The sequence below is a fragment of the Microbulbifer agarilyticus genome (assembly GCF_001999945.1).
GTDB classification, from domain to species: Bacteria; Pseudomonadota; Gammaproteobacteria; order Pseudomonadales; family Cellvibrionaceae; genus Microbulbifer; species Microbulbifer agarilyticus_A.
On record NZ_CP019650.1, the window covers coordinates 3,027,383 to 3,040,107 of the forward strand.

Sequence of the window (12,725 nt, forward strand, 5' to 3'; positions counted from 1 at the left end):
GTACGAGCGGAGGAAGGATAAAAGACCTGACGCATTTTTTATTTTGCGATCAATGCGCCTGCGCGAGACGCGTCGCGGGAACGGCAAAAGACGAGCGCCTCACATGAGACGCTCAGCCACAGCGATCATCCAATCGCCAGAGGTCAAACGCGACCTCTTCATAGGGGTGTGCGCGACGCATGGCCGCAAGTACCTCGTCTACCACATCATCCGCGCAGACGGTTTCTACGCGGTACTCAGTCACCTGCTCTACCTGCCCGCGCTTGCCAATAAACGGCTGGCTATCATCGAGCGGGCGAAACTGGCCGGTGCCAAGCACCTGCCAGCAACAGCGATCGTAGTCGCCAATTCGACCCGCACCGGCATCGAAAATAGCTTCTTTCAGTGGTTCCAGATGTGTCTCGGGAACGTAGATACACAGTTTGAACATGGTGCAGGCTCGAGGTCTGGCTTTAGAACATCAACGTCATCAGCTTGCGCTGATACGTGGTCGCGACGGGGTCGCCGGCGCCCAGCGTTTTCACGATATCCAGGAAGGCCTGCTTGGCAGCACCATCGGCAAAACCGAGGTCTTTGCGCAGCAGTTTGAGCAAGATTTCCAGAGCCTCTTCCTGGCGTTCTGCCTGGCTCAACTGAATCGCCAGCTTGTAGGCTGACTCGTTGTCGTCCGGGTTCTCCACCAGCGCCTGTTGCAGGGCTTTGATTTCCGGCGATTCGGCGGCGGCCTGCTTCAGCTCCAGCTGTGCCATCAGTTGCTGGTAGTCGGCATCCTGATCGGCCATCAGAATCTTGCTCAGTACCTCTTCCGCTTCCTTGGCGCGATTCTTCTCCAGCAATACCGCGGCGTACTGTTTGGCGATATCGGCGCGCTCGCCGGAATCCCCGTAGGCTTGGCGCAGCAGCGGCAGTGCCTGATCCAGTTCGCCTTCCCCTACCAGTTTCTGCGCCTGCTGGAATTGCAGGTCCCAGGTCTTGGGCAGGTACTTGTCCAACATGTCGCGAATTTCTTTCTCCGACTGCACACCGGCAAATCCATCTACCGGCTGGCCTTCCTTCAGCAGCATCACCGTGGGCAGGCTGCGCACCCCCAGCTGGCCTGCCAGGGCCTGTTCCGTGTCGGCATTCAGCTTCGCCAGCAGGAACTGACCAGCATATTCCGCGGCCAACTTCTCCAGCACCGGCATCAGCTGTTTACAGGGCTCGCACCAGTCCGCCCACACATCGACCAGCACCGGTCGCTTCATGGACTCTTCGATCAGTACCTGCTGTGCGTTCTCTGCCGTCACCTCGACGATAAATTCTTCCACGATTACTCCTGTTGTTCTGCTGACGGGCCACCGCACGGGGGCGGCCATCGGATGGGCGCATGATACCCGATTGGTTACCAATTGCGTTTCCTCCGCCAATAATTGGGGGTAGAGTGCGACCTTTCAATCTCAATGAGCTTTACAACGCGCTATGGGCACACAAATTGACATGGATACACCGATCCGCAAGGTTTCTCTGCTGTTTGCCATGGAGGAAGAAGCGCGTCCGGTGATTGATGCACTGGGGCTGAGCGCGGATAGCCGGCTCCACGACCGGGACCTCCCCTTTGTGACCTACCGCGGGGAATCTGCCGGGCTGGCAATTTCCGCCACTGTGAGCGGTCACGACCACCGCTACGCGGTAGACAATATCGGGCCGGTCGCCGCGACCCTGATGGCCTACACCACAGTGGATCACTTTACCCCCGACCTGGTGATCAGCGCCGGCACCGCCGGTGGCTTTTCCGCCCGCAGCGCCGATATCGGCACCGTCTACCTGAGTGATGACCGCTTTGTATTCCACGATAGGCTGGTGCCCCTACCCGGCTTTGATGAATCCGCAGTTGGCCATTACCCCGCGTTTAACGTGCGTCGTATGGCCTCGGCACTGCAGTTACCCACCGGTGTGGTGTCGTCCGGAAGTTCACTGCAAAAACACCCGCGGGATGTGGAAGTGATCGAACAATTCGGCGCGGTTGCCAAGGAGATGGAAGCGGCAGCGGTGGCCTGGGTGTGCATGTTGAAAAACACACCGCTGGTGGCGGTAAAATCGATTACCAATCTGCTGGATGAGCCGGGGACGTCCGAGGAACAGTTTCTGCGCAACCTTGCTACGGCCTCGCAATCCCTGCAGAAGCAACTGCTGAGAGTACTGCAGTATCTGCCGGGGAAAACCCTGGCGCAACTGTCGGGACACGAAAGCTAAGTGTTAGAACAGACTCTGTGACGTACCCGGTGGTACGTACTGATTTACCTGCTGGGCCTCGCCGGTGTACTCCAACCCCATGGCTTTGTGGAGCGGCTGCACCAGCAAGTCCGCACCGTCAAAGCGAATATCGGGGTGCAGATAGGATTCAAACGCCTGGGTGTCTTCCCCACCATCGAGCCATTGATCGACAAAGGCCGGGTCCGCCGGCGCAATCATCGGAAAACTTTTCTCATGGAAGCGGGTGGTATCCGGGTGCGCGGCCAGGGTGATGATCGAGCAGCTCAACAAGTCACCCCAGGTTTTGTACAGGCCACAGAAAAAGAACGGGCGATCAAAACGGAACTCCACCGGGTTCTTGCCGTGCTGACTTTCTACCCAGGCGGTTGCGGGAATCAGGCAGCGTGATTTCCGGTATTCCGGCCGCTGCCCGAGCTTTTTCCAGTTACTGTTTATGGACCAGTATTTTTTGTGCGGCTTCCAGGTATCGCCCTGCTTTTCCAGATACAGGTGCCAGATGGCATTTTCCAGCTGATGCACGCCGTGGCGACCAGTAACAATACTCACCCTGGTTGTGGGGCGCCGCCGGCGGCCAAAAATCATTTCCCCTTGATGTTCGACCCCATACTCATCGAGGAAACGCTCAAAGCCGGCCTCATCATCGACATCAAAAACACTGCACATGGCTATTCGACTATTCGTTAAGTGACTACCAGTTAAGTGACCGCTAGTTAAGTGGTTACCAATGTAGTGAAGACGGCAAGCGCGGCGAGGACAGCAGGCGACTAAATTTTTGCCAGCGCGCCTGTGGGGTGTCTGCATCAGCCTCGATATACTCTTTCACCAGCGCCTTGCCCCAGTTGTAATTAATCACGTAGGCACCGTAGGTATCGACAAATTTTACCCGCTGCTCCGCTTTTTCCGGGCTCATCGCCGTGTATTTCTGAAAGCGTTTTACCGCTTCCGCACGATCGATTTCTCCGTCGATGTATTCGCGGGCAACAATATTTTCCGCGAACTTCAGCTGTGCCAGTAGATCCAGTACACGCTGGTATTTTTCCGCAGTAGCGGGATCGAGCCCAGCCAGGGGATACAGGGTTTCCTGTTCAAAGCGGGTTTTCTCTTCCCCCGGGAACGCGAGTTCAATACCGTAATTCGCCGTACCTTCGGCAATGAGCGACTGGGGACTAAACAACGGGTAAACACTGTACTCAACCCACCCCTTATCCTTTACCAGCTTTTCCTCAAGCAACGCATTATAGGTGTGGTGCCCGGGATACCCTTCGTGGCAGCCGAGGTCCACGGCGCGGTCAATATGAATGGGAAGGCCAGAGTTGATCTGAATCAGGCTGTGAGAGTCCCCCTGATACCAATTGTAACCACTCCAAGGTTTGTCTTTGACGTATTCCAGGCGAAAGCTCTCATTCGCAGGGAGTGCAACGTGTGCCTGAGTGCGCTCCTTACAGGCTTCGATGGCCGCTTTGAATACGCCGTCGAGCTTGTCTTCGGGAATCCGGTATTGCTCGCGAAACGTTTGTACCCGGGTATGCAGGGGCTCATCACCTGGCAGCTCGGCATCCAGTGCCGCGAGGACCGGGTCGAAATCGCTGTATTGCTGCACCGGCGGCTCGGTATCGTAAAGCGCCTTGGCCTCCTGCTGAAAATTACGGAAGCTGGCATCGGCAATGTGGTGCGCGTGGGCAGCCACCGCACCCAGCTGGGTCTTCAGGTACTGTTTGCGCAAGCTATTCAGGTCATCGGCAGGTGCAATGGTTTGCGGCAACTGGGCGACCAGCCGCTCGGCGCGATTGGCAAGCTCCGCCGGCGATGCGGTGTCTGCTTCGGCTTCTGTTTTCCACTCTGCCGGGCCGTAGTAAGCATCGACATAACTCTTATCGTGGTTACCCAGGGTCAGCACCAGCCGCACATACTGCTCGGCCAGTGCGTCCATTGCTGGATCGCGCTCACTAGACACTTGCGCCTGATCACTGGAACTTGACGATTCAGTAGCGGGCGCCTGAGCTTCCGTTACCTGTTTCTCGGGGGGCTTGTTATCGCAAGCGGTGAGTATTCCCAGGATTCCACACAAAACTGTCGCGCCGATTATTTTTTTCACGATGTTTCCCGCCATTTGTTCACGATGTTTGTTGTCGACGAAATGAATTTCGGAGTCAGTTTTCAAGCATACCCCAGCTTCACGCTATCGCGCCGATTTCTGGTGGCAAGCGCGCAAACTCCTGTTTTAACCAGGACAGAAACAACTGGACCTTTTGTGTCCGGTGCATATCGCGGTGGGTGACCAGCCACAAGTCTGTGCTCCAGTCAGAAGGCGGTTCAATCAACCGCTGCAGTCCAGGCCGGGCCTCCGCGCACCAGCTGATTATTGCGGCAATACCCACATCGCAACGGGCCGCATCCTCAAACCCGGAAAATTCATTGCAACGCAGCACGATCTGCTCCTCCGGTACTGCCCGGGTAATCCACGCCAGGCTGGGGATAAAATCGTAAGCATCAACAGGGGCGATAAAACGGTGCCCGGCAACTTGCTCCAACGACTGAAAAGACCCACATTCCCGCAGGTAGGCGGCAGACGCGTACAGCGAGCTATGTAGTGAAATCGCCTTTTGCACCACGTAATCGGGCTCAGAGGGCTTGGCGCCGGGGCGGATGCCGATATGGGCCTCGCCGTGTTCCAGGCGCAGCTGGCGACTGTCCGCCACCAGTTCCAGCCGCAGCTGCGGGTTTTTGCGCTGGAACCCTCGCACAATGGGCATCAGCATAGGGATTAATGTGCCCACCGTGGTGATTACCAGAGAGCCCTGCAGTGTTTCATCGACCCCCTGCATTTTGCCCACCAGCAGGTCCAACTGGTCCTGCATATTCTCCGCCGCGCCCATCAACATGCGCCCCGCTTCTGTTGGTACATAACCGCGGGGGTGGCGAATAAACAGGCGGGTCTTCAGTGCGTTTTCCAGGGCATCGATACGGCGCAATACGGTGGAATGGGACACATCCAGCTCGAGCGCGGCGCCCGACAGCGTGCCGGCCTTGGCCACCGCAAGGGCATAATGCAAATTGTTCCAATCCTTGACCGATGGCCCCGCCATTAAACACTCCTCAATGTAACCCTAAAAAGTAGCCACAAAAAGCAGCCCCAAGTAGATGAAGGAATCGGTTGTCGACACCGATATACGGACTTTAGCCGGGCCAGCACTTCTGTGCAAATTTGCACAGAAACATTGCAAATACTTTATTTTTGTTCTTTTGTGAAAAGAGCAGAATACCCTCAATACGTTCACAGGCCCCCACCCAGTCACGGCAACCAGGGCCAGGCACCAGAGGAATACACATGAGCAACCAACGTAAACCCCACCTACTGGCTCTGTCCGGTAGCCTGCGCAAAGATTCCTGGAACCGCCAGCTGGCGAGCGCTGCAGCGGAAATGGCCCGGGCAGCTGGTGCCGAAGTCACCGAAATAGATTTGCGCGACTACCCCCTGCCCCTGTTCGATGAGGATGTGGAAGCGACCGCTATCCCTGAGGCAGCCGGCAAACTGAAAGCGCTATTTGCTTCCGCGGACGGCCTGCTGATCGCAAGCCCCGAGTACAACGGTTCCGTTACCGCCGCACTCAAGAACCTGATCGACTGGGTATCGCGCCCCGATGCAAACTTCAGCCGCGGCGTTGCCTTCCAGAACAAACGCGCTGCCCTGTTCGCAACTTCTCCCGGCGGCCTCGGCGGTATGCGCGGACTGAATCACCTGCGGGATATCCTGCAGCCGATGGGCGTATGGATCTCCCCGACCATGCTCGCAGTACCATCGTCGTTTAGCGCATTCGCCGATGGCGCACTGGTGGATGAATCGTCTTCCGCGCAACTGCGCGCTCTGGTAGAAAAAACCATTGCGGCGATTCCCGCATTGGAAGAACGCGAAAGCGCGACTGCGTAAGCGCAAGAGCAATGAGGCAGGCGCCCGCCGAAGATAAAAGGCGGGCTTATTCGCCCAGATCTTCTGCCCAGTAGCGCTGCATTTTGAGGAACAGGAAAGACGCCGACCAGGTGATCAATACCAGGCCGGTCAGGGCTTCAAGTCCCACGGTGAAACGCAAGGTGCCGTGGGGTTCGATATCACCAAGCCCGAGAGAGGTGTAGGTGGTAAACGAGAAATAGATACAGTCCTGGAGGGAGCCATTGAAGTTGCCTTCCAGGGTCCCAAACAGCGGCGAATGAAACATCACGTAGTAGCCGACCGCGAACATCCAGATTTCCAAGACGTGCGCGATCAGGGTGCCGAAAACACCAATCAATACGCCAATATTCCTGCGCAATTGCCACTTCTGCCCCACCCAGAACAGCGTATTGAGTACCTCGTGGTGGATCACCACCGCGAAGGTAACCAGGAGAGAGTTAATGGCAATTGGGATCAGCATATCAACGCCGTTTCCGGAAAAAATCCTTTAGCAAGGCGCCAGCCTCCTCGGCCATAACGCCGCCTTCCACCTGTACCTTGTGGTTAAAAAAGTTCTGATCAGGCAACTGTAGCTGACTGGTGATCACCCCAGCGCGAGGCTCGGTTGCGCCATACACAACACGCCCGATACGCGCGTGAATTAATGTGCCGAAACACATGGTACAAGGTTCGATGGTCACATACAGGGTGGCACCGGGCAGCCGATAATTTTGCTGCTTGCTCGCGGCCGCACGCATGGCCATCACTTCCGCGTGCGCAGTAGGGTCGGATGCGGAAATCGGTTGATTAAATCCCTCGCCGATCACTTCGCCATCCTTGACCACCAACGCACCAACAGGCACTTCACCCACTTCCGCGGCCTTGGCAGCGAGGTCCAGCGCTCGCTGCATAAACATAAAATCCAGAGGTGTTGCCACGGTTCGTTATCCTGAATCTGCCAGTGAGGAGGTTATTGCAAGGGTGAGAATCAGTGGACAGGCTTGACGTAGCGACGCAGCAGAAAGTCCGCTTCGAGATTGAGACTTGGCTCTTCTTCAAGGGTGCGGCGGGCTTCGGCATCCCCCTTCCACGCAAAAGGCGTCATGGCGAGGAAATCCTGCACAGGCTCGCCTCCCTTTATAGCCAATGGGAATTCACAGCGCAGTTCACTTTCCAGGGTAAACCCGGCAACCGGTGCCGGTGCCGTGTGCTGCTGTGGGTTTTCGTACAAGCGGCTTTTCAAGCTCCACAAGTGATCCGGCCCTGGGGATACATCGAGCAGGATTCCCCCGGGCTTCAGCACACGCAATAACTCCTCCGCGGGACCTGGGGCGAAAACCCGCAATATGGCGTCGACACTGCTATCCGCAACCGGCAGATGAAAGCTGCTGCCCACAGCGAATTGCGCCTGCGCCAGCCTCTTCGCGGCAAGCCGCACGCCAGCCTTGGCGATATCCACACCAGTTACTCCAGGTTCCGGCCAGCCGGCCTGAACCAAAGCCCGGTCGTAGTAACCCTCGCCACAACCTACATCCAGTAACACCGGAGTTTGTAGTTGTTCTCGCACCAGCATTAACTGTGCACAAATGGCGTCTGCCAGGGGGGCATAGTGCCCGGCTTCAAGAAAGCGCCGACGGGCATTCAGCATTTCCGGAGAATCCCCGGGTTCGCGGCTGCGTTTTTGCTGCACCGGCAGCAAATTGACGTAGCCCTCGCGGGCCTGGTCGAAGGTATGGCCGTTGGCACAGCGCCAGCTTCTACCTTCGAGACCAAGGGAAAGGTTGCAATGGGGACACTGCCAGATCATGCGTTTTCGGTGATTTCCTCAGAACTGGGTACTGCGGACTTATTTAAAATTAAATCCGCTGCTTTTTCGGCTATGGCGATCACCGGCGCATTGGTATTGCCACTGATCAAGGTGGGCATTATGGAGGCATCCACCACACGCAGTCCATCAACACCGCGCACACGCAACTCACTATCCACCACGGCCTGCTCATCCTGCCCCATTTTGCAGGTACCCACAGGGTGGTAGATGGACTCGGCCTTTTGACGAATGAATTTTGTGATTGCTTCTTTACTGGTGAGCGATTCCTCCGGCAGCCACCAGCGTTTTTGCAACTTCTTCAGTTCCGCTTGCTCAATAATATCCCGGGACATCTCGAAGCCTTCCACCAACACCTGCAGGTCGTCCGGCTCCGCGAGATAATTCGGCTGAATAATTGGCAAGTCCCGCGGGTCCCGAGATGCCAGGCTGATTTGCCCGCGGCTTTTTGGGCGCAGCGCACAGGCATGTAACGAGAACCCATTACCCGAGCGCTTGTCGAGGCCGTGGTTAAACAATGGCACCGCGCTCAGGTGGAACTGGATATCGGGATGCCCGCCCGCAAGGCTGGAACTCGCAAACCCGCCGGCCTCGGCGACGTTATTGGTGAGTTTGCCGCGGTTCAAGAACAGGTACTCGGGCAGGTGTAATGCTGCCATCATCTTCGGCAATAGTGCATCGTTAAACCCAACCGAACGGTTGGTCTCGACCACCTGGGTGATATCCAGATGGTCCTGTAGGTTTGCCCCTACCCCCGGCAAGTGGCACTGCGGCACGATACCCAGCTTTTTCAGCTCGGCCTCCGGGCCAATACCCGACAGCATTAGGATGTGCGGTGACTGGATTGCCCCGGCACACAAAATGACTTCTTTATTAGCCACAATGCGCTGACCATTTATCAGGGTTACCGCACAAACCCGGTCACCTTTGAATTCAAGTTTGGCCACCGGAGAGCGGGTATAGATACTGAGGTTTGAACGCGCTTTAGCCGGGTACAAATAGGCGGTGGCGGAAGAGCAACGCCGGCCGGCTCTCTGGGTTACCTGATAAAAGCCAACGCCGTTTTGCTGCTGGCCGTTGAAGTCGTTATTGAGAGTGTGCCCAGCCTCCCTGGCTGCGCGCAGAAATGCGTGGCCTGCGGGCGATTTCCACTTGAGGTCCGACACCGACAACGGGCCATAGCCGCTGTGCCAGGCATCACTGCCGCGCTCATTGCCCTCGGCCTTGAGGAAGTACGGCAACATACTATCCCAACCCCAGCCGGGATTGCCGGCGTGTTCCCAGGCGTCGTAATCACCGGCATTACCGCGGATATACAACATGGCGTTAATCGCGCTGCAGCCCCCCAGCACCTTGCCGCGGGGCCAGAACAGGCGGCGGCCGTTGAGGTGTTCCTGCGGCTCGGTGTAATGATGCAGATTAAAGCGTTTACCGGGTACCAGGTAGCCGATGCCCACAGGCATCTGAATCAACAGATTGTGATCCGAGGGGCCAGATTCCAGCAGGCAAACCCGGTTCTGCTCGTCTTCACTGAGACGGTTCGCCAGTACACAGCCCGCCGAGCCGCCACCGACGATTACGTAGTCATAAACCTTACTTTTCGCCATGGGCACCTCTCGTCGTCGTTCTTATTAGGTAGATGGTCATTGGAAAACACAGTGCACCCAATCTAGCACTCCACGGGCGTTATTTTCCCCACTCCCGCCATACAGAACACCTTCAATTCCGAAATCCGTGAGGAATAGCGCGCTGATCACCGCGCATTGATGCTGCAATTGTAGACCCGAGGTAGAAACGCTTTCTGGCGACAGCAAGGGGCAACAACCAACGCACAATAGAAGAAACAATAAAGGAACAACAAAAAAGGGCCCGTAAACGGGCCCTTTTTTAGAACACATCCACAAGGGATGTCGGTTACGTCGCCACTGGTTACGACGCCACGGATTACAGTGCCACTGATCGTCCAGCCCGTTGCCCGTCGGCACTCATTGCACGCAGAGACTGCACGCTTTGCGGAGACACATCATCGGCCAGAGGTTGCCACTGTTCACCATTGAAATACTCCAGCATCAGCCCCGGATACGGCAAAGCGGTCTTCACACTTTCTCCTTCAACCGTCGCCCCAGGTACCGGCACGCGGTAGCCGACACCGGCGCGGTCCAGCTTCAGCAGCTCCTTGTTACCCAGAGCAGCGGCAAACACAGCCCAGTCTGCGGCGATCGCGGACTTATCCACAAAGGTGGTTTCAGCAGAAAAACTTTGCCCTTCTTTGAGCGGAAGCTCCCACGAAGCCTGGTGCCAGGCGCGCTCGGCCAAGGCCAGCAGGCGCGGGAAGACCTGATACTCCACCGCTTCGTCGGTGCGTACCACTTCGCTCCACAGCTGCCCTTGAATGCCTCGTACACTGTCGGTGAATTCCACGGCCGGTGTGTTGGCGGTCCAGCCCTGGCCATCGCGATTCGGATAAACCTCGGCCAGCTGCGCGGTATTCAGCGGTGCATAGCTAAACGTTTTGCGCGTATCTGTATAACGGGACGCCCAGTAGTAGCCACGCTCCTTGGGATCCACTTCCTGCGGCATATCAAAATAGAGGAAGTCAGAATGGGACTGCACCACCTCAAAACCAGTCTCGGCGAAGTGCACGCTCTCGTCGCCGCCGCCCCAGAAGAGCGGTGCCCAGGAATTCACGTAGTTTTGCGGTGTGGCCAGCTCTTGCCCGGCGTCACTGATTTTCTTCACGCCGTCATTCCAGGCGGCCATGGTGGGCACGCCCGCATCGGCTACCAGCTTGCTCACCCGCTTGGCGTAGAGCTCGCCCAACTCGTCGATGGCTTTTACTTCACCACTGGCGATCAGTTTTTGGCACTGCGGCGAGTTGGTCCACGGTTTGTTACGTTGCTCTGCACGCGCATCCCCCTTCTCCGGGTCATTACCCGGTGCATCTTCGAAGGAGTCCGCGGCCATGATATTCACCGCCTCATCGCCTCCGAAGTGCCAGGTCTTCAGCGAGAGTCCCGCGCGATCGTGCATCGCCTTCACTTCGCCGATCAGCTTGCCGACGAAGTTATAGGTAGAGTCCACACAGGGATTGATGTAGCTGTCGTTGTAGAACTGCACCGACAAGTACTCGGTGTCGTCCTGCGGATCGATCAAGCGGTAGGCGGCCGCCGCTTCCGGATCTGAATCCTTCAGCTTGCGGTAGCGGGCTTCCATCGCCACCACCGCGGAACGCGCGTGGGCCGGCATATCAAATTCCGGCACCACTTCAATATGGCGATCCGCTGCATAGCGCAAGATCTCTTCATAATCGTCGACGCTGTAGAAACCACTGCCAAAGTTATCCGCAAACGGGCCGGAACCCAGCTGCGGCAGCAGGCAGCGGTTTTCTTTCAGGTCGAAACAACGCTGGCTGCCGATATCGGTCAGCTCCGGCAATCCGGGAATTTCCAGGCGCCAGCCCTCGTCATCAGACAGATGGAAATGGAAACGATTGAGCTTGTACGCCGCCATTTGATCCAGCAGCTTGAGAATCACTCCCTTACTGTGGAAATTGCGGCCTACATCTACAAACAAGCCGCGATGGGGGAAGCGTGGCGCATCTTCTACCGCCGCTTGCGGCAGACTGGCGCTCTTCAGATCAACCAGTGCCAGCAGAGACTGCACACCGTAAAAGGCACCACTGGCATCGGCGGCGGTTACTTCGGCACCCTGCTCACTCACGTTGAGTTGGTAGGCACCCGCTGGCTTACCGGCAAAGCTCGCGACATCCACATTAATTTTAACGGGGTAAGCCGCTTCGCCCTGCGGCGACAGCTTGAGCATATCGATACGCTGCTGAAGTGCAGCAACAGAGCCGGCATCCAGTTCATCGGCCTGCAGCGCGATACCGGAGCCCAACTGGATCGCGGGCGCTTCGTGCAACTGCACGCTGGCAGGTTGCGGGATAATGCGGGCTCGCCAATCTTCTTCACTCACCGGCGTGACATCGGCAGTGAATCGTTGATAGCGGGTATCAGCGGTGGCCAGAGTATTGCTGTCGCTAGCCACACGCTTCCAATTGTTCGGGTCATTCTTGGTGATTGGCAATACGATGTCCGACAGGTCATCGGTGTCGGTTGCGCGAATGATGTGGGGTTCGCCGGCAGCGTCCACCACAAACAAACGGGGCTGAAAGTCGGACTCGAACTGCATCCAGTTCTCAGCCAGCAAATCCAGTTCCAAGGTTTCGCCACTGGCAATACCTGCAAACTGCTCGGTCGGCGTCAGGCGGTGCAAATCCCCATTCACCCGTTCCAGCTTGAATGCATCGCTGTTCAGCAGCGCAAAGGTACGGCGCACGCTGTGGAAATACAGGGTCCAGTCGCGCTCGCCGGCGGCTACCGCAGCACCATTATTGATCAAGCTGATGCGATAGGTGGAGCAGATCGCCCCGCTACCACCGGCCTGTTTGCACTGCGCCCGCAGGGCATCGTCTACGCCCTGGAAGTTCTTGAGTACTTCCTGTGTCACCGCAAAATTGGCCGCGATCCGCTCGGCGGCCGGGGAATCGGCGCTCGCCAGTGACTCAGCGGCCTCAGGGGATTCGGTCGATCTTGGGTCGGAGCAGGCAGCAATGACCGCAGACAGGGCCAGGCTGGCAAAGAGTGGGATCCTTCTCATGGATAATCTCTTTATTGGTGAGTGCACTGCACAAAGCACCCGTTGAATTCTTATCTTGTG

At 57.1% G+C, this 12,725-nt stretch carries 12 protein-coding genes; 2 read left to right on the forward strand and 10 right to left on the reverse strand.

Annotation, left to right across the window (positions count from 1 at the left end):
• Window positions 1–112: 112 nt before the first annotated feature.
• Together Mag101_RS12605 and Mag101_RS12610 are read right to left on the reverse strand one after the other, a co-directional pair.
• Window positions 113–430, reverse strand: a complete 318-nt coding sequence (locus Mag101_RS12605; RefSeq protein ID WP_077405574.1) for a YqfO family protein — start codon at window positions 428–430, stop codon at window positions 113–115.
• A 22-nt stretch (window positions 431–452) separates the two neighbouring features.
• The gene (locus Mag101_RS12610; RefSeq protein ID WP_077405577.1) at window positions 453–1,307 is read right to left on the reverse strand and encodes a thioredoxin family protein; all 855 of its coding nucleotides are present in this window, start codon (window positions 1,305–1,307) and stop codon (window positions 453–455) included.
• Between the two features lie 151 nt (window positions 1,308–1,458).
• Between Mag101_RS12610 and Mag101_RS12615 the strand changes: the two genes are divergently transcribed.
• Window positions 1,459–2,232: a hypothetical protein gene (locus tag Mag101_RS12615; RefSeq protein WP_077405580.1), complete on the forward strand. Its 774-nt coding sequence runs from the start codon at window positions 1,459–1,461 to the stop codon at window positions 2,230–2,232.
• Window positions 2,233–2,235: 3 nt separating this feature from the next.
• On the opposite strand, the gene Mag101_RS12620 is transcribed toward Mag101_RS12615, so the two are convergent.
• The 3 genes from Mag101_RS12620 to Mag101_RS12630 all read right to left on the reverse strand — a co-directional run bounded on the left by Mag101_RS12620 (window position 2,236) and on the right by Mag101_RS12630 (window position 5,339).
• On the reverse strand, window positions 2,236–2,916 hold the full coding sequence (locus Mag101_RS12620; RefSeq protein WP_077405583.1) for an SOS response-associated peptidase family protein: 681 nt from the start codon (window positions 2,914–2,916) through the stop codon (window positions 2,236–2,238).
• Between the two features lie 55 nt (window positions 2,917–2,971).
• Window positions 2,972–4,348: a hypothetical protein gene (locus Mag101_RS12625; protein ID WP_232325015.1), complete on the reverse strand. Its 1,377-nt coding sequence runs from the start codon at window positions 4,346–4,348 to the stop codon at window positions 2,972–2,974.
• Window positions 4,349–4,427: 79 nt separating this feature from the next.
• Window positions 4,428–5,339, reverse strand: coding sequence for a LysR family transcriptional regulator (locus Mag101_RS12630; protein WP_077405586.1), 912 nt, complete (start codon window positions 5,337–5,339; stop codon window positions 4,428–4,430).
• Window positions 5,340–5,581: 242 nt separating this feature from the next.
• On the opposite strand from Mag101_RS12630, the gene Mag101_RS12635 reads away from it, so the two are divergent.
• The gene (locus Mag101_RS12635) at window positions 5,582–6,181 is read left to right on the forward strand and encodes an NADPH-dependent FMN reductase (protein WP_077405589.1); all 600 of its coding nucleotides are present in this window, start codon (window positions 5,582–5,584) and stop codon (window positions 6,179–6,181) included.
• 46 nt (window positions 6,182–6,227) lie between these two features.
• Here the strand turns inward: Mag101_RS12635 and Mag101_RS12640 are convergent, their stop codons facing one another.
• From Mag101_RS12640 to Mag101_RS12660, 5 genes are all read right to left on the reverse strand, one after another.
• Window positions 6,228–6,662, reverse strand: coding sequence for a potassium channel family protein (locus Mag101_RS12640; protein WP_077405592.1), 435 nt, complete (start codon window positions 6,660–6,662; stop codon window positions 6,228–6,230).
• Window position 6,663: 1 nt separating this feature from the next.
• Entirely contained in the window at window positions 6,664–7,098 is a 435-nt protein-coding gene (gene tadA / locus Mag101_RS12645) for a tRNA adenosine(34) deaminase TadA (RefSeq protein ID WP_077405595.1), read from the reverse strand.
• Between the two features lie 71 nt (window positions 7,099–7,169).
• Window positions 7,170–7,988 carry a putative RNA methyltransferase gene (locus Mag101_RS12650; protein WP_077405597.1) on the reverse strand — a complete coding sequence of 273 codons (819 nt, stop codon included), beginning with the start codon at window positions 7,986–7,988 and terminating at the stop codon, window positions 7,170–7,172.
• Window positions 7,985–9,613, reverse strand: a complete 1,629-nt coding sequence (locus tag Mag101_RS12655) for a GMC family oxidoreductase (RefSeq protein WP_077405600.1) — start codon at window positions 9,611–9,613, stop codon at window positions 7,985–7,987. Before Mag101_RS12655 ends, Mag101_RS12650 begins: the two co-directional genes overlap by 4 nt.
• Window positions 9,614–9,950: 337 nt before the next feature.
• Entirely contained in the window at window positions 9,951–12,665 is a 2,715-nt protein-coding gene (locus Mag101_RS12660) for a family 20 glycosylhydrolase (protein ID WP_077405603.1), read from the reverse strand.
• Between the last annotated feature and the right edge of the window lie 60 nt (window positions 12,666–12,725).

Bases quoted from the DNA above. Each gene is read 5' to 3' on its own strand.
- Mag101_RS12605 (WP_077405574.1), bottom strand. From the start codon at position 430: ATGTTCAAACTGTGTATCTACGTTCCCGAGACACATCTGGAACCACTG.
- Mag101_RS12615 (WP_077405580.1), top strand. From the start codon at position 1,459: ATGGGCACACAAATTGACATGGATACACCGATCCGCAAGGTTTCTCTG.
- Mag101_RS12620 (WP_077405583.1), bottom strand. From the start codon at position 2,916: ATGTGCAGTGTTTTTGATGTCGATGATGAGGCCGGCTTTGAGCGTTTC.
- Mag101_RS12630 (WP_077405586.1), bottom strand. From the start codon at position 5,339: ATGGCGGGGCCATCGGTCAAGGATTGGAACAATTTGCATTATGCCCTT.
- Mag101_RS12635 (WP_077405589.1), top strand. From the start codon at position 5,582: ATGAGCAACCAACGTAAACCCCACCTACTGGCTCTGTCCGGTAGCCTG.
- Mag101_RS12640 (WP_077405592.1), bottom strand. From the start codon at position 6,662: ATGCTGATCCCAATTGCCATTAACTCTCTCCTGGTTACCTTCGCGGTG.
- tadA (WP_077405595.1), bottom strand. From the start codon at position 7,098: ATGTTTATGCAGCGAGCGCTGGACCTCGCTGCCAAGGCCGCGGAAGTG.
- Mag101_RS12650 (WP_077405597.1), bottom strand. From the start codon at position 7,988: ATGATCTGGCAGTGTCCCCATTGCAACCTTTCCCTTGGTCTCGAAGGT.
- Mag101_RS12655 (WP_077405600.1), bottom strand. From the start codon at position 9,613: ATGGCGAAAAGTAAGGTTTATGACTACGTAATCGTCGGTGGCGGCTCG.
- Mag101_RS12660 (WP_077405603.1), bottom strand. From the start codon at position 12,665: ATGAGAAGGATCCCACTCTTTGCCAGCCTGGCCCTGTCTGCGGTCATT.